A 20,633-nucleotide genomic window follows, 5' to 3' on the forward strand; every position below is an offset into this window, starting at 1 on the left:
GGTTTTTTCGTCTATCGGCACAGCGCAGGCAGTCAGGCTTTTGCAGTTTCGCTTTGCGGCTCACCCAGGGGTCTGGCAGCCTCTGCCGCGGCGGCCGCAGCATCTTTGATTTCAACGGCGTGCAAGCCTTTGGGGCCCTGGACGATGTCGAATACCACGGCCTGGCCAGCCTTCAGGGTCTTGTATCCGTCCATTCGGATGGCGGAATAATGGGCGAACAGGTCATCGGATTTACCTTCCTCATTGATGAATCCATAGCCCTTGGCATTGTTGAACCACTTGACTTTACCGCTTGCCATCCCTATGTCCCTCTGCAAAGGACTCCATCACTGGAGTATCATCCACTTCATCCGCATACGAACCTTGCGAAAAATCTGGTTGACTGCGCGGATCTTTATCGACCACGGTGGGTTCTTATTGGTTGTAACACCGTTTTGCCGATAGTCAAGGTCACGCGGCGCCTGCGCCGGCGGTGGCCTGTGCAGTCAACCCGCAACCTTAACCTGACGCTCATGATGAAATTCTTTCCATGCATGCACCTAGTGAGATTCGACTAACATTCAATCAGGATCGCCCGCAATCGAATGAGGACGACGGCTCAGGTCTTGCAGTTCAGGAAGCCAAGCCGATCCTGCAGGCGCCACCGATGTACAAGGTGGTTTTGTTCAACGATGACTACACACCAATGGATTTCGTCGTCGAAGTGCTCGAGACGTTCTTCAGTCTGAACCGCGAGCTGGCGACCAAGATCATGCTGACCGTCCATACCGAGGGGCGGGCAGTGTGCGGATTGTTTACCCGTGACATCGCCGAAACAAAGGCCATGCAGGTCAACCAATACGCCAGGGAAAGCCAGCATCCGCTACTCTGTGAAATCGAGAAGGACGGTTAATCGCCGACCACTTGGGTATGAGGTGAAGCTATGTTAAACCGCGAGCTCGAAGTCACCCTCAATCTTGCCTTCAAGGAGGCTCGTTCGAAGCGTCATGAGTTCATGACCGTCGAGCATCTGCTGCTGGCACTCCTTGACAATGAGGCTGCCGCGACCGTTCTGCGCGCCTGTGGCGCCAATCTCGACAAGCTCAAGCATGACCTGCAAGAGTTCATCGACTCCACCACGCCGTTGATCCCTGTCAACGACGAAGACCGTGAAACCCAGCCAACCCTGGGCTTCCAGCGCGTGCTGCAGCGTGCCGTGTTCCACGTGCAGAGCTCTGGCAAGCGCGAAGTGACCGGCGCCAACGTGCTGGTGGCGATCTTCAGCGAACAGGAAAGCCAGGCCGTGTTCCTGCTCAAGCAGCAGAGCGTGGCCCGTATCGACGTGGTCAACTACATCGCCCACGGCATCTCCAAGGTGCCAGGGCATGGTGCGCAGTCTGAAAGCGAGCAGGACATGCAGGACGAAGAGGGCGGCGAAACCTCCTCTTCGAGCAACCCGCTGGACGCCTACGCCAGCAACTTGAACGAGCTGGCCCGTGCCGGCCGTATCGACCCGCTGGTCGGTCGTGAGCAGGAAGTGGAACGCGTGGCGCAAATCCTGGCCCGTCGGCGCAAGAACAACCCGCTGCTGGTGGGTGAGGCTGGCGTGGGCAAGACGGCCATCGCCGAAGGCCTGGCCAAGCGCATCGTCGATGGTCAGGTGCCTGACCTGCTGGCGCAGAGCGTGGTGTACTCACTCGATCTGGGTGCCTTGCTGGCCGGTACCAAATACCGTGGTGACTTCGAGAAGCGCTTCAAGGCGCTGCTCGGTGAGCTGCGCAAGCGTCCGCAGGCCATCCTGTTCATCGACGAAATTCACACCATCATCGGCGCCGGTGCGGCGTCGGGCGGGGTGATGGATGCCTCCAACCTGCTCAAGCCGCTGCTGTCGTCGGGTGAAATCCGCTGCATCGGTTCGACCACGTTCCAGGAGTTTCGCGGCATCTTCGAGAAGGACCGTGCCCTGGCGCGGCGCTTCCAGAAGGTGGATGTCAGCGAGCCATCGGTCGAAGACACCGTGGGCATTCTGCGCGGCCTGAAAGGGCGTTTCGAAAGCCACCACAACATCGAGTACAGCGACGAAGCCCTGCGCGCCGCCGCCGAACTGGCTTCGCGCTACATCAACGACCGGCACATGCCTGACAAGGCCATTGATGTGATCGACGAGGCTGGGGCCTACCAGCGCCTGCAGCCAGAGGCCAATCGCGTCAAGCGCATTGATGTGCCGCAAGTGGAGGACATCGTCGCCAAGATTGCGCGAATTCCGCCGAAGCACGTCACCAGTTCCGACAAGGAGCTGCTGCGTAACCTTGAGCGCGACCTGAAACTGACCGTGTTTGGCCAGGACCAGGCAATCGACTCGCTGGCCACCGCGATCAAGCTGTCCCGTGCCGGCCTCAAGTCGCCAGACAAGCCGGTGGGTTCGTTCCTGTTCGCCGGCCCTACCGGCGTCGGCAAGACCGAAGCGGCGCGGCAACTGGCCAAGGCGCTGGGTGTGGAGTTGGTGCGTTTCGACATGTCTGAGTACATGGAGCGTCACACCGTGTCGCGTTTGATTGGTGCGCCGCCGGGTTATGTTGGTTTTGACCAGGGTGGCTTGTTGACCGAGGCGATCACCAAGCAGCCGCACTGCGTATTGTTGCTCGATGAAATCGAGAAGGCCCACCCGGAAGTCTTCAATCTGCTGCTGCAGGTGATGGACCACGGTACCTTGACCGACAACAACGGGCGCAAGGCCGACTTCCGTAACGTGATCCTGATCATGACCACCAACGCCGGTGCAGAAACCGCGGCGCGGGCGTCGATCGGCTTCACTCATCAGGACCACGCGTCCGATGCCATGGAAGTGATCCGCAAGAGCTTCACGCCAGAGTTCCGCAACCGTCTGGATACCATCATCCAGTTTGGCCGCCTGAGCACGGAGACGATCAAAAGCATCGTCGACAAGTTCCTTATCGAATTGCAGGCGCAACTGGAAGACAAGCGTGTGCTGCTGGAAGTCAGCGATGAAGCGCGCGGTTGGCTGGCGGTTTCGGGCTATGACGTGCAGATGGGCGCGCGGCCAATGGCGCGGCTGATCCAGGACAAGATCAAGCGGCCGCTGGCCGAGGAGATCCTGTTTGGCGAGCTGGCCGAGCATGGTGGCGTGGTGCATGTCGACCTGCGCGATGGCGAACTGGTGTTCGACTTCGAAACCACCGCTGAGGTCGCGTGATGTGCAGGGGCTGCCTTGCAGCCCCTGCAGTTTCAAAAGGCACAAAAAAGCCCGGCACCTGGCCGGGCTTTTTCATGGCTTGAGTTTAGCGCGCACGGTAGGTGATGCGGCCCTTGCTCAGGTCGTACGGCGTCAGCTCGACGCGGACCTTGTCGCCAGTGAGAATACGGATGTAGTTCTTGCGCATCTTTCCGGAGATGTGCGCGGTTACGACGTGCCCGTTTTCCAACTCCACGCGGAACATGGTGTTGGGCAGGGTGTCGACGACAGTACCTTCCATTTCGAAGCTGTCTTCTTTCGACATGCAGTTGAGCCCTCGGATCCAGTGTTAGCCCGACGCATATCCGCACCGGGCAAAAAAGTGGCGTGGATTATGCCGGAAAACTGCGTGTCAAGCCAATGCTTTCAGTTGAGGGTGACCCAGCGCTGGTTTATCAGCAGCTCGATAGGTCGGTACTGCGTCTTGTAGTTCATCTTCTTGCAGTTCTTGATCCAGTAGCCCAGGTAAACCGCCTCCAGGTTCTGGCGCAGCGCTTCGGTGATCTGCCAGAGAATGGCGAAACGGCCGAGGCTGCGGCGCTCCTCGTCCGGCTCGTAGAAGGTGTACACCGCTGACAGGCCATTGGGCAGCAGGTCGCACACTGCCACCGCCATCAACCGGCCTTCCAGGCGAAATTCGTAGAACCAGCAGAACGGCAGGTCGCGTACCAGGAAGGTGGAAAACTGATCGCGGCTGGGCGGGTACATGTCGCCATCGGCGTGGCGCGTTTCGATATAGCGCCGGTACAGCTCGAAGTACTCTTCCTTGAACGCCGGGCGCGCTGCGGTTACGGTCAGGTCGGCGTTACGTTTGAGTATGCGACGCTGCTGGCGGTTGGGGATGAAGCGCGCCGCCGGGATGCGCGCCGGCACGCAGGCGTTGCAGTTCTGGCAGTGTGGGCGGTACAGGTGGTCGCCACTGCGGCGAAAGCCCATTTCCGACAAATCGGCGTACACGTGCACGTCCATCGGCTGGCTGGGGTCGAGGAACAGCGTGGTCGCCTGCTCCTCCGGCAGGTAGCTGCAGGAGTGGGGCTGAGTGGCATAGAACTTCAACCGCGCCAACTCTGTCATGATCAACCCCTTCGGTGAGACTTTGTTTTAAGTGTAAGCCAGCTACGGGAACTCGCCTAGGCAACCCATGAAGCACTGTTGGGTTGGTCAAGGTGGCGTGCCAGGTAGCTGGCGAACTCGGCACGGCTGATGGCGTGGGCGCCCAGGCTGTGCAGGTGGTTGGTCGGCATCTGGCAGTCGATAAGCACGAAGCCGGCGTCTCGCAGGTGGTTGACCAAGGTCACGAAGCCGACCTTGGAGGCGTTGTCGGCGCGGCTGAACATCGATTCGCCAAAGAACAGCTGGCCCATGGCGAGGCCGTACAGGCCCCCGACCAGTTCGCCGTCCTGGCGAACTTCGACCGAATGGGCGATGCCGCGGCGGTGCAGCTCGCAGTAGGCGTTGCGCATGGTGTCGGTGATCCAGGTGCCGTCAGCGTAGTCGCGAGGCGCGGCGCAGGCGGCGATCACGGCCGGGAAGTCGGTGTCGAAGCTGACCTGGTAGCGGCCTTGGCGCATCAGCTTGGCCAGCGAGCGTGACACATGCAACTGGTCGGGCAACAACACCGTGCGCGGGTCGGGTGACCACCACAGGATCGGTTGGCCGTCCTGGTACCACGGGAAGCAGCCATGGCGATACGCCTGCACCAGGCGCTCGGGGCTCAGGTCACCGCCGGCGGCCAGTAGGCCGTTGGGGTCGTGCAGCGCCTTTTCCAGGGGCGGGAAGGTCAGCGAGTCGCGGGTCAGCCAGGTGAGCATGGTCTATCGTGCGGTGGGGGAGGGGAGAGGGCAGCATGGCTTGGGTCAAAAGCGGGGTCAATCTCTTTGGGTGCCTCAAAGCCAGCGCCGTAACCTGCACAAGCTACCCCCTACAGGGAGGTGAGGCCGTTTTGCGGCAATTCAGGGCAATTTCCTACACATTCATCAAACCGCAGGCACCATCCGCTACATTTGCTGTCACACCTGTGCAAAAACACAGCATAAGCCTTTGTCACAAAAGAAAATGCATGCTCAAATTGCAGCTATATGAATTCGCCCCCGGCCAAACCCCCATACGGCGTGCCGCCATGGCGGCTGGCGGGCAGTAATGTTAAAAGTAGTGGTTCGTTGGTCGCGCAGCGGCCGATCACTATTGGACGCGCACCACGCGCAGGAATAGACGCGTTTTGAAGAAATCCACCGCAACTCCAGCTCCATTGCCTGTGCCACTGTGGCGGCAGCAGCTGCATTATCGCCTCAAGGAAGGTGCGTTGATCGCTGTCGGCGCGCTGTGCCTGTACCTGTGGATGGCGCTGCTGACCTACGATACGTCGGACCCGGGCTTCAGCCACACCAGCAACGTCGACCAGGTGCAGAATGCGGCCGGGCGTGCCGGTGCCTACTTCGCCGACATCCTGTTCATGGTGCTGGGTTACTTCGCCTATATTTTCCCGCTGCTGCTGGCGGTCAAGACCTGGCAGATTTTCCGCGAACGCCACCAGCCGTGGGATTGGAGCGGCTGGCTGTTCTCCTGGCGGCTGATTGGCCTGGTGTTCCTGGTGCTGTCGGGGGCAGCGCTGGCGCATATCCACTTCCACCCGCCCGCCAGCCTGCCGTTCTCCGCCGGTGGTGCACTGGGCGAAAGCCTGGGCGACCTGGCGCGCAACCTGCTGAACGTGCAGGGCAGCACGCTGATGTTCATTGCCCTGTTCCTGTTCGGCCTGACCGTCTTCACCGACCTGTCGTGGTTCAAGGTGATGGACCTGACCGGCAAGATCACCCTCGACCTGTTCGAACTGGTGCAAGGGGCTGCCACCCGCTGGTGGGAAGCGCGCAACGAGCGCAAGCGCCTTGAGGCACAGCTGCGCGAGGACGAACCGGTGTTCAAGGCCGCGCCGATGGCTGCCGAGAAGCGCGAGCCGGCCAAACCGTCACTGCGCGAGCGCATCCTCAAGCGTGAAGAGCCACCCGCTCAGCCGGTCGAGCCACGTGAGCCAACCCTTGCACGCGAACCGATTGTGCCGCCACGTGAAACGGCGCCTGAGGCATTGGCGCCGCGTGAAACCGTGGTGCCCCGCCAGCAGCACGCAGCGCCCACCATTGTGCCGCCGTCAGCCGCCAAGGCGCCGGAGCCGAGCAAGCGGGCGATGAAGGAAAAGCAGGCGCCGCTGTTCGTCGACAGCGCCGTGGAAGGCACCTTGCCCTCGATTTCCATCCTCGACCCGGCCGAACAGAAAAAGATCGAGTATTCGCCAGAATCCCTGGCCGGCGTCGGTCAGCTGCTGGAAATCAAGCTCAAGGAATTCGGTGTGGAAGTGGCGGTGGACTCGATCCACCCAGGCCCGGTAATTACCCGTTACGAAATCCAGCCGGCCGCCGGCGTGAAGGTCAGCCGCATCGCCAACCTTGCCAAGGACCTGGCGCGTTCGCTGGCCGTGACCAGTGTGCGAGTGGTCGAGGTCATCCCTGGCAAGACCACGGTAGGTATCGAGATACCCAACGAAAACCGCCAGATGGTGCGCTTCTCCGAAGTGCTGGCCACGCCGCAGTACGACGAGCAGAAATCGCCCGTCACGCTGGCGCTGGGCCACGACATTGGCGGCAAGCCGGTGATCACTGACCTGGCCAAGATGCCGCACCTGTTGGTGGCCGGTACTACCGGCTCCGGTAAGTCGGTGGGTGTGAACGCGATGATTTTGTCGATCCTGTTCAAGTCCAGCCCGGAAGACGCGCGGCTGATCATGATCGACCCGAAAATGCTTGAACTGTCGATCTACGAAGGCATCCCGCACTTACTGTGCCCGGTGGTCACCGACATGAAGGACGCCGCCAACGCCCTGCGCTGGAGCGTGGCCGAGATGGAGCGGCGCTACAAACTGATGGCGGCCATGGGCGTGCGTAACCTGGCCGGTTTCAACCGCAAGATCAAGGACGCCCAGGAAGCTGGCGAAATCATCCATGACCCGCTGTATCGCCGTGAGAGCATGGACGATGAGCCGCCTGCGCTGAAAACCTTGCCGACCATCGTGGTGGTGGTGGACGAATTCGCCGACATGATGATGATCGTCGGCAAGAAGGTTGAAGAGCTGATCGCCCGTATCGCGCAGAAGGCACGGGCGGCCGGTATTCACCTGATCCTCGCGACCCAGCGCCCGTCGGTGGACGTGATCACCGGCCTGATCAAGGCCAACATCCCGACCCGTATGGCGTTCCAGGTGTCGAGCAAGATCGACTCGCGTACCATCATCGACCAGGGCGGTGCCGAACAGCTGCTGGGCCATGGCGACATGCTGTACATGCCGCCGGGCACCAGCCTGCCGATCCGGGTGCACGGCGCATTCGTGTCCGACGACGAAGTGCACCGCACGGTCGAGGCGTGGAAGCTGCGTGGCGCCCCGGACTACAACGACGACATCCTCAACGGCGTCGAAGAAGCCGGTAGCGGCTTTGATGGCGGCGGCGGTGGCGAGGGTGACGATGCCGAAACCGACGCCCTGTATGATGAAGCGGTGCAATTCGTGCTTGAGAGCCGTCGCGCCTCCATTTCTGCCGTGCAACGCAAGCTGAAGATCGGCTACAACCGTGCCGCGCGCATGATCGAGTCGATGGAGATGGCCGGCGTTGTCACCCCGATGAACAGCAACGGCTCGCGGGAAGTGATAGCCCCGGGCGGCCCGCGCGACTGATGAACACCCTGCCGGGCGCCAACGGTGGCGCCCGGCCTTTTCAACGCTCAATGAGGATTCCCATGCGCGCGATTCGCATGCTGTTGGTTTCTGCCCTTACCCTGGGCTCGGTTACTGCTTATGCCGGTGAGCAAGACGTACAACGCCTGACCCAGTTGCTGGAAAAGTCGCAGACCATCGAGGCCAACTTCTCCCAGCTGACCCTGGGCGCCGATGGCACCAGCCTGCAGGAAACCTCGGGCAAGATGACGGTCAAGCGCCCGGGCCTGTTCTACTGGCACACCGATGCACCGCAGGAGCAGGTGGTGGTGTCGGACGGCAAGAACGTCACCCTGTGGGACCCGGACCTGGAGCAGGCCACCATCAAGAAGCTCGACGTGCGCCTGAACCAGACCCCGGCGCTGCTGCTGTCGGGTGATGTGTCGAAGATCAGCCAAAGCTTCGACATCGCCTCGAAGGAGCAGGGTGAAGTGATGGACTTCACCCTCAAGCCAAAGACCAAGGACACCCTGTTCGACTCGCTGCGCGTGTCGTTCCGCAAAGGCCTGATCAATGACATGCAGCTGATCGACAGCGTCGGCCAGCGCACCAATATCCTGTTCAATGGCGTCAAGGCCAACCAGGCGGTGCCGGACAGCAAGTTCAAGTTCGACATCCCCAAGGGCGCGGACGTGATCAAGGAGTAACCAGAGCTCGCCATGGACCTGTTTCGAAGCGAACCTGTCGCCCAGCCCCTGGCCGCCCGTCTGCGCCCGTCCAGCCTGGATGAGTACGTCGGCCAGGAGCACCTGCTGGCGCGCGGTAAACCGCTGCGCGAAGCGCTGGAACAAGGTGCGCTGCACTCGATGATCTTCTGGGGGCCGCCTGGGGTCGGCAAGACCACGCTGGCGCGGTTGCTGGCGCAGTTCTGCGATGCGCACTTCGAAACGGTGTCGGCGGTGCTGGCCGGGGTGAAAGAGATCCGCCAGGCGGTGGAGGTGGCCAAACAGCAGGCTGGCCAATATGGCCGTCGCACCATCCTGTTCGTTGACGAGGTGCACCGCTTCAACAAGTCGCAGCAGGACGCCTTTTTGCCCTATGTCGAGGACGGCACCCTGCTGTTCATCGGTGCCACCACCGAAAACCCGTCGTTCGAGCTGAACAACGCGCTGCTGTCGCGGGCGCGGGTGTATGTGCTCAAGAGCCTGGACGAAGCGGCCTTGCGCAAGCTGGTCAACCGTGCGCTGACGGAAGCGCGTGGCCTGGGCAAGCGCAACCTGCGGGTGGGCGACGACGCCTTCAAGATGCTGATGGCCGCCGCCGACGGCGATGGCCGGCGCATGCTCAACTTCCTTGAGAACGCCTCGGACCTGGCTGAAGACGGCAGCGAGATCGACGTCGAGATGCTACAGAGCCTGCTGGGTGACAGTCGCCGTCGCTTCGACAAAGGCGGCGAGGCGTTTTACGACCAGATATCCGCACTGCACAAGTCGGTGCGCGGCTCCAACCCCGATGGCGCCCTGTACTGGTTTGCACGCATGCTCGACGGCGGCTGCGATCCGTTGTACATCGCCCGCCGCGTGGTGCGCATGGCCAGCGAGGACATCGGCAACGCCGACCCGCGTGCGCTTAGCCTGTGCCTGGCAGCCTGGGATGTGCAGGAGCGCCTTGGCAGCCCCGAGGGCGAGTTGGCGGTGGCACAGGCCATCACCTACCTGGCCTGCGCACCCAAGAGCAACGCGGTGTACGTGGGGTTCAAGACCGCCCTGCGCGAAGCGGCCGAGCATGGTTCGCTGGAGGTGCCGTTGCACCTGCGCAATGCCCCGACCAAGCTGATGAAGCAGTTGGGCTATGGCGACGAGTACCGCTATGCCCACGATGAACCTGATGCCTACGCCGCCGGTGAGGATTACTTCCCCGACGAGCTGGAACCGCGCCAGTACTATCAGCCGGTGCCCCGTGGCCTGGAACTGAAAATTGGCGAGAAGCTGCGCCATCTGGCCGACCTCGACCGCAACAGCCCCCGCCAGCGGAGAAAACCGTGATTGCACTCATCGCCGCAGTCAGCGCGGGTGGTATTGCCGGCACCTTGTTGCGCTTTGCTACCACCAACTGGGTAGCGGCCCACTGGCCACGGCACTTCTATGCCGGTACGCTGGCGGTCAACCTGGTTGGCTGTCTGCTGATCGGCTTGCTCTATGGCTTGTTCTTGCACAAGCCGCTGGCGCCGGTCGAACTGCGCGCCGGCCTGATTGTCGGCTTCCTCGGGGGCCTGACGACCTTTTCCTCCTTCTCGCTCGATACCGTGCGCCTGATGGAAAGCGGGCAAGTGCCCCTTGCCTTGGGCTATACCAGTATCAGCGTAGTGGGCGGGCTGCTCGCAACCTGGGCTGGCCTGTCCCTGACCCGATTCTGAACCAACACCTACATATAACGAGAGAACGATATGCTCGATTCCAAACTGTTACGCGGCCAACTTCAGGAAGTGGCGGATCGCCTGGCCTCCCGTGGCTTCAGCCTGGATGTCGCGCGCATCGAATCACTGGAAGAGCGCCGCAAGGCGGTGCAGACCCGCACCGAACAGCTGCAGGCTGAGCGTAACGCCCGTTCCAAGTCCATCGGCCAGGCCAAGGCCAAGGGTGAAGACATCGCCCCGCTGATGGCGGACGTCGAGCGCATGGCCAACGAACTGGCTGCCGGCAAGGCTGAGCTGGACGCCATTCAGGCCGAGCTGGATAGCATCTTGCTGACCATTCCCAACCTGCCGGACGCCAGCGTGCCGGTCGGCGCCAGTGAAGACGACAACGTCGAAGTGCGCCGTTGGGGCACGCCGAAGGCGTTCGACTTCGAAATCAAGGACCATGTGGCCCTCGGTGAAATCAGCGGTGGCCTGGACTTCGAAGCGGCTGCCAAGCTGTCCGGTGCCCGTTTTGCTGTGCTGCGTGGTCCGGTTGCCCGTCTGCACCGCGCCCTGGCGCAGTTCATGATCAACCTGCACACCGGCGAACATGGCTACGAGGAACACTACACCCCGTACATGGTGCAGGCGCCGGCGCTGCAGGGCACTGGCCAGTTGCCGAAGTTCGAGGAAGACCTGTTCAAGATCACCCGCGAAGGTGAGGCAGACTTCTACCTGATCCCGACCGCCGAAGTGTCGCTGACCAACCTGGTGGCGGGTGAAATCCTCGACGCCAAGCAGCTGCCGCTCAAACTGGTTGCCCACACCCCTTGCTTCCGCAGCGAAGCTGGCGCTTCTGGCCGTGACACCCGCGGCATGATCCGCCAGCACCAGTTCGACAAAGTCGAGATGGTGCAGGTGGTAGAGCCGTCCAAGTCGATGGAAGCCCTGGAAGGCCTGACCGCCAACGCCGAGCGCGTGCTGCAGTTGCTTGAGCTGCCATACCGCGTGCTGGCCCTGTGCACTGGCGACATGGGCTTTGGTGCGGTGAAAACCTACGACCTGGAAGTGTGGGTGCCGAGCCAGGACAAGTACCGCGAAATCAGCTCGTGCTCCAACTGTGGTGACTTCCAGGCGCGCCGCATGCAGGCTCGCTGGCGCAACCCGGAAACCGGCAAGCCAGAGCTGGTGCACACGCTCAACGGCTCCGGTCTGGCCGTAGGCCGTACCCTGGTTGCTGTGCTGGAAAACTACCAGCAGGCCGACGGTTCGATCCTGGTGCCGGAAGTGCTGAAGCCTTACATGGGCGGCGTCGAGGTCATCCGCTAAATGGATTACCTGCCGCTGTTCCACAAGCTGCAGGGCGGCCGCGTGCTGGTCGTCGGTGGCGGTGAGATCGCCTTGCGCAAGGCACGCCTGCTGGCCGATGCCGGCGGTGTGCTGCGCGTGGTGGCGCCGGACGTCGACGGCCAGTTGGCGGCGTTGGCCCGGGAAGGTGGCGGTGAGGTGCTGGTGCGTGGCTATCAGGCAGCCGACCTGGTCGGTTGCCGGTTGGTGATCGCGGCGACCGACGACCCTGGGCTGAATGCCCAGGTGTCGGCTGATGCGCAGGCGCTTAGCGTGCCGGTCAATGTGGTGGATGCGCCGGCCCTGTGCACGGTGATCTTCCCGGCGATCGTAGACCGCTCGCCGCTGGTTATTGCTGTTTCCAGCGGCGGTGACGCCCCGGTACTGGCACGCCTGATTCGCGCCAAGCTCGAGGCATGGATCCCTTCGGCCTATGGTGAACTGGCCGGGCTGGCGGCACGCTTCCGGCACAAGGTCAAATCCCTGTACCCGGACGTCAACCAGCGTCGTGGCTTCTGGGAAACCGTGTTCCAGGGGCCGATCGCCGAGCGTCAGCTGGCCGGGCAGGGCGCGGAAGCCGAACGTCTGTTGCAGGCGATGGTAGACGGCGCACCGGTGCAGCAGGGCGGTGAGGTGTACTTGGTTGGTGCCGGCCCGGGTGATCCGGACTTGCTGACCTTCCGTGCCTTGCGCCTGATGCAGCAGGCCGACGTGGTGCTGTACGACCGCCTGGTCGCACCCACCATCATCGATATGTGTCGTCGTGATGCCGAGCGTATCTACGTAGGCAAGCGCCGCGCTGATCATTCAGTGCCGCAGGACCAGATCAACCGTCTGTTGGTCGATCTGGCTCGGCAGGGTAAGCGGGTGCTGCGCCTGAAGGGTGGCGACCCGTTCATCTTCGGCCGGGGCGGCGAAGAGATCGAAGAGCTGGCCGAGCATGGCATTCCGTTCCAGGTGGTGCCGGGCATTACCGCGGCCAGCGGTTGCTCGGCGTATGGCGGCATTCCGCTGACTCACCGCGACTATGCCCAGTCGGTGCGCTTCGTCACCGGGCACCTCAAGGACGGCACCAGCAACCTGCCGTGGAATGACCTGGTTGCGCCGGCGCAGACCTTGGTGTTCTACATGGGGTTGGTGGGCTTGCCGACCATCTGTGCCGAGCTGATTCGCCACGGGCGTGCCGCGAGTACCCCGGCGGCGTTGGTGCAGCAGGGGACCACGCGTAATCAGCGCGTGTTCACCGGCACCTTGGCGGACTTGCCAGACCTGGTGGCCCAGCACGAGGTGCATGCGCCGACCCTGGTGATTGTGGGGGAGGTGGTGCAGTTGCGTGACAAGCTGGCCTGGTTCGAAGGTTCGCAGAACAGCTGAAATCGTGGGGGCCGCTTTGTGGCCCATCGCACATGCCCCAGGCATTGCAAGGCCCTTGTGTGTGGGCCTTGTGTCGCGATGGGCTGCAAAGCAGCCCCGGCTTTCTCAAGCCTGCCAAATCCCTTTGCCCACCAACCGCTCTCGATCATGCGGCAAGCCAAAGTCCTGCAAAGGCCCTTTAGGCACAATCCCGTTCGGGTTGATGGTCTTGTGGCTCATGTAATAGTGCTTCTGGATATGCTCCATGTTCACCGTGCCCGCCACCCCGGGCCACTGGTACAGCTCACGCAGCCAGTTCGACAGGTTGTGGTAGTCGCTCAGGCGGCGCAGGTTGCACTTGAAGTGCCCGTGGTACACGGCATCGAAGCGCACCAGTGTAGTGAACAGGCGTACATCAGCCTCGGTCAGGTACTCACCCGCCAGGTAGCGATTGCGGCCTAGCAAGGCTTCCAGGTAATCCAGTTCGTTGAACACGTCGTCGAAGGCAGCCTCGTAAGCGTCTTGCGTGGTAGCAAAGCCTGCGCGGTACACGCCGTTGTTCACCGCGGGGTAGATACGTGCGTTCAGTGCTTCGATGGTCGGGCGCAGCGATGCGGGGTAAAGGTCCAGGGTATTGCCGGTCAGCTCGTTGAATGCGCTGTTGAAAATGCGGATGATTTCTGCCGACTCATTGTTGACGATGCGCTTCTCTTTCTTGTCCCACAGTACAGGCACCGTCACGCGTCCTGTGTAGTGCGGATCATCCTGGGTGTAGCGCTGGTGCAGGTACTGCAGGGCGTCTAGGTGGTCCCCGCTGGAGCCTTGCTGCTGATCGAAGGTCCAGCCATGGTCCTGCATCAGCCAGCTGACCACCGACACGTCGATCAACGGCTCCAGGCCTTTCAGCGCGCGAAAGATCAGGGTGCGGTGGGCCCACGGGCAGGCCAGCGACACATACAGGTGGTAGCGGCCGGCCTCGGGGGCGGGCAGCTGATTGCGGCGCTGGGCATTCTCACGCTTGAACGTGCCATCCTTGCCGTTTTCATACCACTGGTCGTGCCAGCGGCCGTCGATCAATAGGCCCATTGTGAGCTCCTGAAACAAAGTTGTTTGTCGTTGGAGCCCAGTCTAGGCCAAATCGTTCGAAGAAATAGCGCAAAGATCGCGGTTCTATTATCGGCTAAATCGATCTATTTCGAGTGTCCCAGTAGCCTTGCGCTGTGACGAACGCCTGCTCGCGGTGCTGTCCCAAACCACGCAGGGCCAGCGCCATGGTCGCAATCAGGGCCTTCTCGCCATAACTGTCTTCCACTTCGCCACGCCAGAACGCCAGCAAGTGTTCTGCCTGCAGGCTGGGCGGCTTGACATGGCGACGTTCGCTCAGCGCTGGCCACTCTTCATCCCACGCCTCACCCGCCGTGGTGCCGTAGAGATGGCTGATGACATCGGGATTGACCTCGATTTCGCCGCCATCACCCTTGATCACCACGGCATGGTCGCCCAGCAAGCGGCTGGCCTCGCGGTGCACGGCCTGGTAACCGGGGTGAAAGATGCTCTGCAATCCACAGCGAGCGCCCAGCGGGTTGATCACTCGCGCCAGCGAGTGGATGGGCGAGCGCAGGCCCAGGGTGTTGCGCAGGTCGATCATGCGTTGCAGCTGCGGCGCCCAGTCGTGCAGCGGGAAGAATGCCAGCTGGTGCTGGTCCAGCGCGTTGCCGACGGCGGCCCAGTCGCGGCACAGCGGAATCTGCAGCGGGTTGAGCAGTTGCTCTGTGTACATACGCCCGGCAGTGTGTGCGCCACCGCCGTGCATCAGGATGCGCACGCCATTGTTGGCCAGGCACTTGGCGGCCAGCAGGTACCAGGGCAGGTGACGCTTCTTGCCGGCGTACGTGGGCCAGTCCAGGTCAACGGCGATGCGCGGCGCCTGCAGGTGGGCGCGCAAGGCCTCGGTGAAGCCGGCCAGCTCTTCGGCGCTTTCTTCCTTGTGCCGCAGCAGCATGAGGAAGGCACCGAGCTGGGTGTCTTCAACCTTGCCTTCCAGCAGCAGGGTCATGGCTGCACGGGCCTCCTCGCGGGTCAGGCCACGCGCGCCGCGCTTGCCTTTGCCGAGAATGCGCACGAATTCGGCGAACGGGTGTTCGGCGGGGGTTTCCAGAGTGAGCGGACGAGGTTCAGTCATATGCAGTTGGTCGGCTTGGGCAGGCCCGCCAGCTTGGCGGCAAGTTTGGCGGGGGTGCCGTTGAACAGGCGGTTAAGGTGCGGGCTGTTGCCCTTTTCAGGGCCCAGCTTGAGGGCTGTGTACTTGATCAGCGGGCGGGTGGCCGGAGACAGCTGGTATTCCTGGTAGAACTGACGGAGCAGTTCGAGGATTTCCCAGTGGTCCGCCGTCAACGGGATACCCTCGCGCTTGGCCAAAGCCTCGGCGGCGTCGTGGGACCAGTCTTGCAGGTCGACCAGGAAGCCATCCTTGTCCAGGGCGATCGCCTGATCGCCAACGGTGAGCGTATTCATAGCCAGCTGTTGACCTTGTCGTATTGCAGCGACAGTTCGACGAACCCGGCGTAGTCCACGGCCTTTGCCAGGTCGTTGCCGACCGCGCGGGCCTGTACATCCTCGTCCAGGGCGAACAGGCGCTGGGCCAGGCCGGCGGCTTGCAGATGGCCATGCGGCTCGCTGCCGCTGCGCAGGGCATACACGGCATCGCCGCACAGCAGCAGGGCATCTTCGGCACCGAGCAGGCGCAGGCAACTGGCCAGGCGCTCGTCGCCAAACGGGGAATGGGCAATTACATGCAGGGTCTTCATCAGAGCGTTATCACCTGGTCGAAACGGGCTATCAGCGCGGTCAGCGCTGCGTCATCGAGCACTTGCACCGGCAGCGCCAGGGTCTCGGCTGCCAGGCCGCGGCGGGCCAGGCTGTGGTTGCAGGCGAACAGTTCTTCGACACCGAACATCGGCAGCGCCTGCAGGTTGGCGGCCAGGTTCTTCTGTTGCACGGCGGCGGGTTGCTGGTCCGGCGCGAGCTGGAACACACCATCGTCGAGGAACAGCATGCCCATCGGCAGGTCGAACGCGCCGCCGGCCAGGGCGATGTCCAGCGCCTCGCGGGCAGAGGGGCCATTCCACGGTGCCTGACGGCTGATGATCAACAAGGACTTGGCCATATCAGTCGCCTCCGAAGCAGACAAGGCGATCGGCCACTTGCGCGGCCTCGTGCAGCTGGCCCAGCCCCGACAGTTCCCAGGGCTTGGGCAGGTTCACGGCTGGGCGCTGGTAGCGGTTGGCCTCGGCTTCGTCGAGCACGCCACGGCGCAGGGCGGCGGCGATACACACCACGGCGTCCAGCTGATGGGTCTGTATGAACGTGCGCCACTGGCCAGCCACGTCCAGTTCGTCCTGGGGGGCGACGACGTTGGCCGAGGCACTGTGCACCCCGTCCTGATAGAAGAACAGTCGGGCAATCTCATGCCCGCCGGCCAGCACCGCCTCGGCGAAGCGCAGGGCGCGTCGCGAAGAGGGCGCATGGGCCGGGGAGAACACCGCGATAGCGAATTTCATGGCTAACTCATGCAAAGGAATGGTGCCATGATAAAGCAAAAAAGCCCGCACCCGCTTGTGCAAGCGGGCGCGGGCTTATCATTCACTCTCCAGGTTCAAGCCTGCTCCTTGCCCTCCGGCAAGAACCAGTTCAGCACCAGCGCACAAATCCCCCCGGTAGCCACGCCCGACTCCAGCACGTTGCGAATCGCCGCCGGCATGTGCGCCAGGAATTCCGGCACCTGCGCCACGCCCAGCCCCAGCGCCAACGACACCGCAATAATCAGCAGCGCCCGACGGTCCAGCCGGGTGCTGGCCAGAATATTGATACCCGACGCCGCAACCGCGCCAAACATGACCATCGCCGCGCCGCCCAGCACCGGCTCCGGCACGGCCTGAATCACCCCGGCAACACTCGGGAACAGACCCAGCAACACCAGCATTACGGCAATCCACATACCGATATGACGGCTGGCAATACCGGTCAGCTGAATCACCCCGTTGTTCTGGGCAAAGATCGAGCTAGGGAAGGTGTTGAACAGACCGGCCAGCAGCGAGTTGGCGCCGTTGACCAGCACGCCCCCCTTGATCCGCTGCATCCACACCGGCCCTTCGACCGGCTGGCGCGACACCTTGCTGGTGGCGGTAACGTCACCGATGGCTTCCAGCGAAGTGACCAGGTAGATCACCAGCATCGGAATGAACAGCGCCCACGAGAAGCCCAGGCCAAAGTGCAGCGGTGTCGGCACCTGGAACAGCGCGGCCTCGTGCATGCCGGTAAAGTCCAGGCGGCCCAGGAAACCGGCCAGCGCATAGCCGACCGCGAGGGCGATGACGATGGCGCAGCTGCGCATCCACACCACCGGGATACGGTTGAGAACGACGATGATCGCCAGTACCACGCCCGACATCAGCAGGTTTTCGCCATTGGCAAAGGTGCCATTGGCCATGGCACCAAAGCCGCCTCCCATGCTGATCAGGCCGACCTTGATCAGTGTCAGGCCGATCATCAACACCACGATGCCAGTCACCAGCGGGGTGATCAGGCGTTTGACGAAGGGCAGGATGCGCGACACGCCCATCTCGACGAACGAGCCTGCGATTACTACGCCAAAAATGGCTGCCATTACGCCCTCGACCGGCGTGCCTTGCTTGACCATCAGCGCACCACCGGCAATCAGCGGGCCGACGAAGTTGAAGCTGGTGCCCTGAACGATCAGCAGCCCCGCGCCAAATGGGCCGAAGCGTTTGCACTGGACGAAGGTGGCGATACCCGAGATCACCAGCGACATCGAAACGATCAAATTGGTATCACGTGCAGATACACCCAACGCCTGGCAGATCAGCAGGCCAGGGGTGACGATAGGTACGATGATCGCCAGCAGGTGCTGCAGGGCTGCCAACAGGCCGATCAACAGCCGTGGCTTGTCCTCCAGACCAAGCACCAGTTCATTGGCAGGCGCCGCTGCGCCTGGGCTGTGTTCGTGTGAGCTCATTGCTGAAAGCCGCCCCGGAAGAAAAAAGGAGCGCATTCTACGGGGTGATGAAAGATAGCGGTAGAGAAAAGCAGGATGGCGGCATGATCGGCGACCATTTGCCTGGTTATCTGACTTTTTGGTCAGTTATTGTGATTGCAGGAATAGTTGGCTCGAAACTGATGTAGGAGCGGGCTTGCTCGCGATGCGCTGCGCGGGCGCCGCTCGATCTATCAGGCGCTGAACCTCTTCCGACGAACATCCCGCAGCCCGCCCCATTTCCAGCGCCTACAAAAAAGCCCGCCTAAGCGGGCTTCTTGCGGTACAGCAATCAATCAGTCGTCACGCCCCATGATGCCAAACAACTGCAGCAGGCTGACAAACAGGTTGTAGATCGACACATACAGGCTGATGGTCGCCATGATGTAGTTACGCTCGCCGCCATGAATGATCGCGCTGGTCTGGAACAGGATGCAGACCGACGAGAACAGCACGAAGCCAGCGCTGATTGCCAGTTGCAGGCCGCTGATCTGGAAGAAGAAGCTGGCAACGACAGCACCCAGCAGAACGAAGAAACCTGCAGTGATGAAGCCGCTGAGGAAGCTCATGTCCTTGCGGGTGATCAGCACGTAGGCCGACAGACCACCAAATACCAGCGCAGTCATGGCGAACGCGGAGCTCACTACCTCGGCGCCACCGGCCATGCCCAGGTAACGGTTGAGGATCGGGCCGAGGATGAAGCCCATGAAGCCGGTAAGCGCGAAGGTGGACACCAGGCCCCAGGCCGAATCACGCAGTTTGTTGGTAAGGAAGAACAGCCCGTAGAAGCCGATCAGCACCACGAACACGTTCGGGTAGCCGACGCGCATCTGCTGGGCAACGAAAGCCATGACACCGCTGAAGGCGAGAGTAAGCGCCAGCAGGCTGTACGTGTTGCGCAGGACCTTGCTGATCTCCTGCTGCTCGACCTGCTGGCCGTGGTGGACGGCGTAATCCTGTTCGCGCATGGCGACACTCCTTGGTAAACCTGTGGTTTCGGACGTTCAGATGCTAGGAGTCTACCATTGCTACTGCAACCCGCGACACAGAGAGTTTGACAGCGTGTTTCATTAAGGTATTATGGCGGCCGCAAAACGAGCTGGAAGCGTGGCCGAGTGGTTTAACGCAATGGTCTTGAAAGCATCGATGAGCAACTATCCTAGAGCTCTTATCTCAGGTAGTCGCCAGGTTCAGGCTTCAGGACACCCTAGCGGTAGTATCGGGGAATTGGCAGAGTGGTTGAATGCACCGGTCTTGAAAACCGGCGAACGTGAGAGCGTTCCCAGGGTTCGAATCCCTGGTTCCCCGCCAAAATCGTTGAAAAAAGGGCTAGAATGTTATCTAGCCCTTTTTTTTAGCTCATTTTTTAAGCCATCGCTATTGACCTGAAGGCACAAGGTGTATAGCAGCTGCGCGCTAATGCACATTTGACTGAGGCCTGGTCTCACACCACGTCAGGCTGCCATGCCTTAAGAAGATAGCCTTCTCTAGTCTGCGCTGTAAAAGCGGTACTTTCTTTTCACAGCTCCTTCAAACCCATCATGCTCAGATCCCAACCCTGCTCAGGCAATAGGTTGTTCAAATGTAGCCCACCCTCTCTATACCGGGCACCGAAAGGGGCTACACGCACTCACCTCTTCACTTTCGCGATGGTGTGAAGTCCATTTCTGAAAAACAGTTTTTCGCGTCGGGAGTTGGTTGGTCATTCCGCACTGTTAGATTTGACGCCAAAGTCATGACCTGTTTTTGCTGGCAGGCGCTATGTCACAGGCTGAAGGTTACACATCAACGGCGAAGGAACTTCACTGGATCAGCGGCATCATTTGGATCGTGGCTTGGGTCATCGGCTTCTTGGCCGTGCACTGGCGAGACGAGTTGAATCCTGCCCACTTTCTGACCTTCCTGCACAAGGCCATGGCAGCACGCTTATTTTCCTGGTGATTCTGCGACTGGCCTGGCGGGTGACTCGTCCTGCGCCAGGGATGCCAGAGACAAGGAGTCGCTCGATGCAGCAAGCAGCGTCAGTGGGGCATTGGCTCCTGTATGGAGTAGCTTTGATCGCACTGCCTGTATCCGGTTGGTACTGGAGTTCGGTTGCGGAGAGGCCAATCATGGTTGCCGGCTTGTTCCCGCTGCCGCCTCTGGTAGATGCTGATGAAGGAATGTATGCCACGGCCAAGGCGATTCACACCTATGTGGGTTGGTTCTGCGGGGTGCTCGTTGTAGGGCATATTGCAGCTGCTCTGAAGCAACATTTCATCGACAGGGACGCCGTACTGAAGGGGATGCTCCCAGGCGGAAATCACTGAAGCAGGAGTGGGCCTGTTTATGGCCGCTCTTCACTGCCTGTGATGCCCTGCAGAGGGACTAGCCATTGCCGGCTTAGTCGGTCGTTCGTATGTCGAGCAGCTTGCGGCTTGTCTGTAGACCGCGCGCTACCCACGGGCGCTAGGATTTGTCGGAGAAATCTTCGGGCGAGGTGTGGTGGAGCCCCACTGGATCCAATCATTCGTTTCTGAAACAAAAAACCTCCCATCATCCGTCAGCTTTTCAT

General features: G+C 61.6%; 23 protein-coding genes and 1 tRNA gene. 12 read left to right on the forward strand and 12 right to left on the reverse strand.

The features are described from left to right. Nucleotides 1-32: 32 nt before the first annotated feature. Complete coding sequence (gene cspD / locus KW568_RS10290; protein ID WP_003251222.1) at nucleotides 33-299, reverse strand: cold shock domain-containing protein CspD; 267 nt, start codon at nucleotides 297-299, stop codon at nucleotides 33-35. Nucleotides 300-529: 230 nt separating this feature from the next. Here cspD and clpS point away from each other — a divergent pair, with 230 nt between their 5' ends. Together clpS and clpA are read left to right on the forward strand one after the other, a co-directional pair. After that, nucleotides 530-892, forward strand: a complete 363-nt coding sequence (clpS, locus tag KW568_RS10295; RefSeq protein WP_003251220.1) for an ATP-dependent Clp protease adapter ClpS — start codon at nucleotides 530-532, stop codon at nucleotides 890-892. Nucleotides 893-922: 30 nt separating this feature from the next. Then, on the forward strand, nucleotides 923-3,193 hold the full coding sequence (clpA, locus tag KW568_RS10300) for an ATP-dependent Clp protease ATP-binding subunit ClpA (RefSeq protein WP_003251217.1): 2,271 nt from the start codon (nucleotides 923-925) through the stop codon (nucleotides 3,191-3,193). Nucleotides 3,194-3,278: 85 nt separating this feature from the next. Here the strand turns inward: clpA and infA are convergent, their stop codons facing one another. From infA to aat, 3 genes are all read right to left on the reverse strand, one after another. After that, a complete protein-coding gene (gene infA, locus KW568_RS10305; RefSeq protein WP_002553999.1) occupies nucleotides 3,279-3,497 on the reverse strand; it encodes a translation initiation factor IF-1 in 219 nt (72 codons plus the stop codon). Nucleotides 3,498-3,598: 101 nt separating this feature from the next. Beyond that, a complete protein-coding gene (locus KW568_RS10310; RefSeq protein ID WP_003251215.1) occupies nucleotides 3,599-4,306 on the reverse strand; it encodes an arginyltransferase in 708 nt (235 codons plus the stop codon). 56 nt (nucleotides 4,307-4,362) lie between these two features. Beyond that, a complete protein-coding gene (gene aat, locus KW568_RS10315) occupies nucleotides 4,363-5,043 on the reverse strand; it encodes a leucyl/phenylalanyl-tRNA--protein transferase (protein ID WP_003251213.1) in 681 nt (226 codons plus the stop codon). Between the two features lie 407 nt (nucleotides 5,044-5,450). Here aat and KW568_RS10320 point away from each other — a divergent pair, with 407 nt between their 5' ends. From KW568_RS10320 to cysG, 6 genes are all read left to right on the forward strand, one after another. Then, nucleotides 5,451-7,949: a DNA translocase FtsK gene (locus KW568_RS10320; RefSeq protein WP_167398634.1), complete on the forward strand. Its 2,499-nt coding sequence runs from the start codon at nucleotides 5,451-5,453 to the stop codon at nucleotides 7,947-7,949. 62 nt (nucleotides 7,950-8,011) lie between these two features. Continuing rightward, a complete protein-coding gene (lolA, locus tag KW568_RS10325) occupies nucleotides 8,012-8,635 on the forward strand; it encodes an outer membrane lipoprotein chaperone LolA (protein WP_003251209.1) in 624 nt (207 codons plus the stop codon). Nucleotides 8,636-8,647: 12 nt separating this feature from the next. Then, a complete protein-coding gene (locus tag KW568_RS10330) occupies nucleotides 8,648-9,973 on the forward strand; it encodes a replication-associated recombination protein A (RefSeq protein WP_003251207.1) in 1,326 nt (441 codons plus the stop codon). After that, a complete protein-coding gene (crcB, locus tag KW568_RS10335; RefSeq protein ID WP_003251205.1) occupies nucleotides 9,970-10,344 on the forward strand; it encodes a fluoride efflux transporter CrcB in 375 nt (124 codons plus the stop codon). The genes KW568_RS10330 and crcB overlap by 4 nt, the downstream gene beginning before the upstream one ends. Nucleotides 10,345-10,374: 30 nt before the next feature. Then, nucleotides 10,375-11,655, forward strand: a complete 1,281-nt coding sequence (gene serS, locus KW568_RS10340; protein ID WP_003251204.1) for a serine--tRNA ligase — start codon at nucleotides 10,375-10,377, stop codon at nucleotides 11,653-11,655. Beyond that, nucleotides 11,656-13,047 carry a siroheme synthase CysG gene (cysG, locus tag KW568_RS10345; RefSeq protein WP_004576097.1) on the forward strand — a complete coding sequence of 464 codons (1,392 nt, stop codon included), beginning with the start codon at nucleotides 11,656-11,658 and terminating at the stop codon, nucleotides 13,045-13,047. It begins immediately after the preceding gene. A 105-nt stretch (nucleotides 13,048-13,152) separates the two neighbouring features. Here the strand turns inward: cysG and KW568_RS10350 are convergent, their stop codons facing one another. The 7 genes from KW568_RS10350 to KW568_RS10380 all read right to left on the reverse strand — a co-directional run bounded on the left by KW568_RS10350 (nucleotide 13,153) and on the right by KW568_RS10380 (nucleotide 18,061). Next, nucleotides 13,153-14,112, reverse strand: coding sequence for a glutathione S-transferase family protein (locus KW568_RS10350; protein WP_004576098.1), 960 nt, complete (start codon nucleotides 14,110-14,112; stop codon nucleotides 13,153-13,155). A gap of 94 nt (nucleotides 14,113-14,206) precedes the next feature. Further along, entirely contained in the window at nucleotides 14,207-15,208 is a 1,002-nt protein-coding gene (locus tag KW568_RS10355) for a glycosyl transferase family protein (RefSeq protein WP_004576099.1), read from the reverse strand. Further along, a complete protein-coding gene (locus KW568_RS10360; protein WP_003251195.1) occupies nucleotides 15,205-15,540 on the reverse strand; it encodes a TusE/DsrC/DsvC family sulfur relay protein in 336 nt (111 codons plus the stop codon). Before KW568_RS10360 ends, KW568_RS10355 begins: the two co-directional genes overlap by 4 nt. After that, complete coding sequence (gene tusB / locus KW568_RS10365) at nucleotides 15,537-15,833, reverse strand: sulfurtransferase complex subunit TusB (protein WP_003251193.1); 297 nt, start codon at nucleotides 15,831-15,833, stop codon at nucleotides 15,537-15,539. Before tusB ends, KW568_RS10360 begins: the two co-directional genes overlap by 4 nt. After that, nucleotides 15,833-16,192, reverse strand: a complete 360-nt coding sequence (gene tusC, locus KW568_RS10370; protein WP_003251191.1) for a sulfurtransferase complex subunit TusC — start codon at nucleotides 16,190-16,192, stop codon at nucleotides 15,833-15,835. The genes tusB and tusC overlap by 1 nt, the downstream gene beginning before the upstream one ends. A gap of 1 nt (nucleotide 16,193) precedes the next feature. After that, nucleotides 16,194-16,586 (reverse strand): sulfurtransferase complex subunit TusD, encoded by a 393-nt coding sequence (tusD, locus tag KW568_RS10375; RefSeq protein WP_003251188.1) that lies wholly within the window; start codon nucleotides 16,584-16,586, stop codon nucleotides 16,194-16,196. Nucleotides 16,587-16,681: 95 nt separating this feature from the next. Next, entirely contained in the window at nucleotides 16,682-18,061 is a 1,380-nt protein-coding gene (locus KW568_RS10380; protein ID WP_003251186.1) for a nucleobase:cation symporter-2 family protein, read from the reverse strand. Between KW568_RS10380 and KW568_RS10385 the strand changes: the two genes are divergently transcribed. Beyond that, the gene (locus KW568_RS10385; protein ID WP_162996115.1) at nucleotides 18,052-18,228 is read left to right on the forward strand and encodes a hypothetical protein; all 177 of its coding nucleotides are present in this window, start codon (nucleotides 18,052-18,054) and stop codon (nucleotides 18,226-18,228) included. The genes KW568_RS10380 and KW568_RS10385 overlap by 10 nt on opposite strands. A 147-nt stretch (nucleotides 18,229-18,375) precedes the next feature. Here KW568_RS10385 and KW568_RS10390 read toward each other — a convergent pair whose 3' ends face one another. Beyond that, entirely contained in the window at nucleotides 18,376-19,047 is a 672-nt protein-coding gene (locus KW568_RS10390; RefSeq protein WP_003251184.1) for a Bax inhibitor-1/YccA family protein, read from the reverse strand. 253 nt (nucleotides 19,048-19,300) lie between these two features. Between KW568_RS10390 and KW568_RS10395 the strand changes: the two genes are divergently transcribed. From KW568_RS10395 to KW568_RS10405, 3 genes are all read left to right on the forward strand, one after another. Then, nucleotides 19,301-19,390: transfer RNA gene (locus KW568_RS10395), tRNA-Ser, on the forward strand. A gap of 450 nt (nucleotides 19,391-19,840) precedes the next feature. After that, nucleotides 19,841-20,020, forward strand: coding sequence for a hypothetical protein (locus KW568_RS10400; RefSeq protein ID WP_004576100.1), 180 nt, complete (start codon nucleotides 19,841-19,843; stop codon nucleotides 20,018-20,020). Nucleotides 20,021-20,040: 20 nt separating this feature from the next. Next, complete coding sequence (locus tag KW568_RS10405; RefSeq protein WP_232435441.1) at nucleotides 20,041-20,388, forward strand: cytochrome b; 348 nt, start codon at nucleotides 20,041-20,043, stop codon at nucleotides 20,386-20,388. The last annotated feature ends 245 nt before the right edge of the window (nucleotides 20,389-20,633 follow it).

The organism is Pseudomonas sp. HD6515, assembly GCF_024971855.1.
Classification (GTDB): domain Bacteria; phylum Pseudomonadota; class Gammaproteobacteria; order Pseudomonadales; family Pseudomonadaceae; genus Aquipseudomonas; species Aquipseudomonas alloputida.

What these genes read in the sequence shown, in the direction of transcription:
- cspD (WP_003251222.1), bottom strand. Translation starts at nt 299, where the DNA reads ATGGCAAGCGGTAAAGTCAAGTGGTTCAACAATGCCAAGGGCTATGGA.
- clpS (WP_003251220.1), top strand. Translation starts at nt 530, where the DNA reads ATGCATGCACCTAGTGAGATTCGACTAACATTCAATCAGGATCGCCCG.
- clpA (WP_003251217.1), top strand. Translation starts at nt 923, where the DNA reads ATGTTAAACCGCGAGCTCGAAGTCACCCTCAATCTTGCCTTCAAGGAG.
- infA (WP_002553999.1), bottom strand. Translation starts at nt 3,497, where the DNA reads ATGTCGAAAGAAGACAGCTTCGAAATGGAAGGTACTGTCGTCGACACC.
- KW568_RS10310 (WP_003251215.1), bottom strand. Translation starts at nt 4,306, where the DNA reads ATGACAGAGTTGGCGCGGTTGAAGTTCTATGCCACTCAGCCCCACTCC.
- aat (WP_003251213.1), bottom strand. Translation starts at nt 5,043, where the DNA reads ATGCTCACCTGGCTGACCCGCGACTCGCTGACCTTCCCGCCCCTGGAA.
- lolA (WP_003251209.1), top strand. Translation starts at nt 8,012, where the DNA reads ATGCGCGCGATTCGCATGCTGTTGGTTTCTGCCCTTACCCTGGGCTCG.
- KW568_RS10330 (WP_003251207.1), top strand. Translation starts at nt 8,648, where the DNA reads ATGGACCTGTTTCGAAGCGAACCTGTCGCCCAGCCCCTGGCCGCCCGT.
- serS (WP_003251204.1), top strand. Translation starts at nt 10,375, where the DNA reads ATGCTCGATTCCAAACTGTTACGCGGCCAACTTCAGGAAGTGGCGGAT.
- cysG (WP_004576097.1), top strand. Translation starts at nt 11,656, where the DNA reads ATGGATTACCTGCCGCTGTTCCACAAGCTGCAGGGCGGCCGCGTGCTG.
- KW568_RS10350 (WP_004576098.1), bottom strand. Translation starts at nt 14,112, where the DNA reads ATGGGCCTATTGATCGACGGCCGCTGGCACGACCAGTGGTATGAAAAC.
- KW568_RS10355 (WP_004576099.1), bottom strand. Translation starts at nt 15,208, where the DNA reads ATGACTGAACCTCGTCCGCTCACTCTGGAAACCCCCGCCGAACACCCG.
- KW568_RS10360 (WP_003251195.1), bottom strand. Translation starts at nt 15,540, where the DNA reads ATGAATACGCTCACCGTTGGCGATCAGGCGATCGCCCTGGACAAGGAT.
- tusB (WP_003251193.1), bottom strand. Translation starts at nt 15,833, where the DNA reads ATGAAGACCCTGCATGTAATTGCCCATTCCCCGTTTGGCGACGAGCGC.
- tusC (WP_003251191.1), bottom strand. Translation starts at nt 16,192, where the DNA reads ATGGCCAAGTCCTTGTTGATCATCAGCCGTCAGGCACCGTGGAATGGC.
- tusD (WP_003251188.1), bottom strand. Translation starts at nt 16,586, where the DNA reads ATGAAATTCGCTATCGCGGTGTTCTCCCCGGCCCATGCGCCCTCTTCG.
- KW568_RS10380 (WP_003251186.1), bottom strand. Translation starts at nt 18,061, where the DNA reads ATGAGCTCACACGAACACAGCCCAGGCGCAGCGGCGCCTGCCAATGAA.
- KW568_RS10390 (WP_003251184.1), bottom strand. Translation starts at nt 19,047, where the DNA reads ATGCGCGAACAGGATTACGCCGTCCACCACGGCCAGCAGGTCGAGCAG.
- KW568_RS10400 (WP_004576100.1), top strand. Translation starts at nt 19,841, where the DNA reads ATGTCACAGGCTGAAGGTTACACATCAACGGCGAAGGAACTTCACTGG.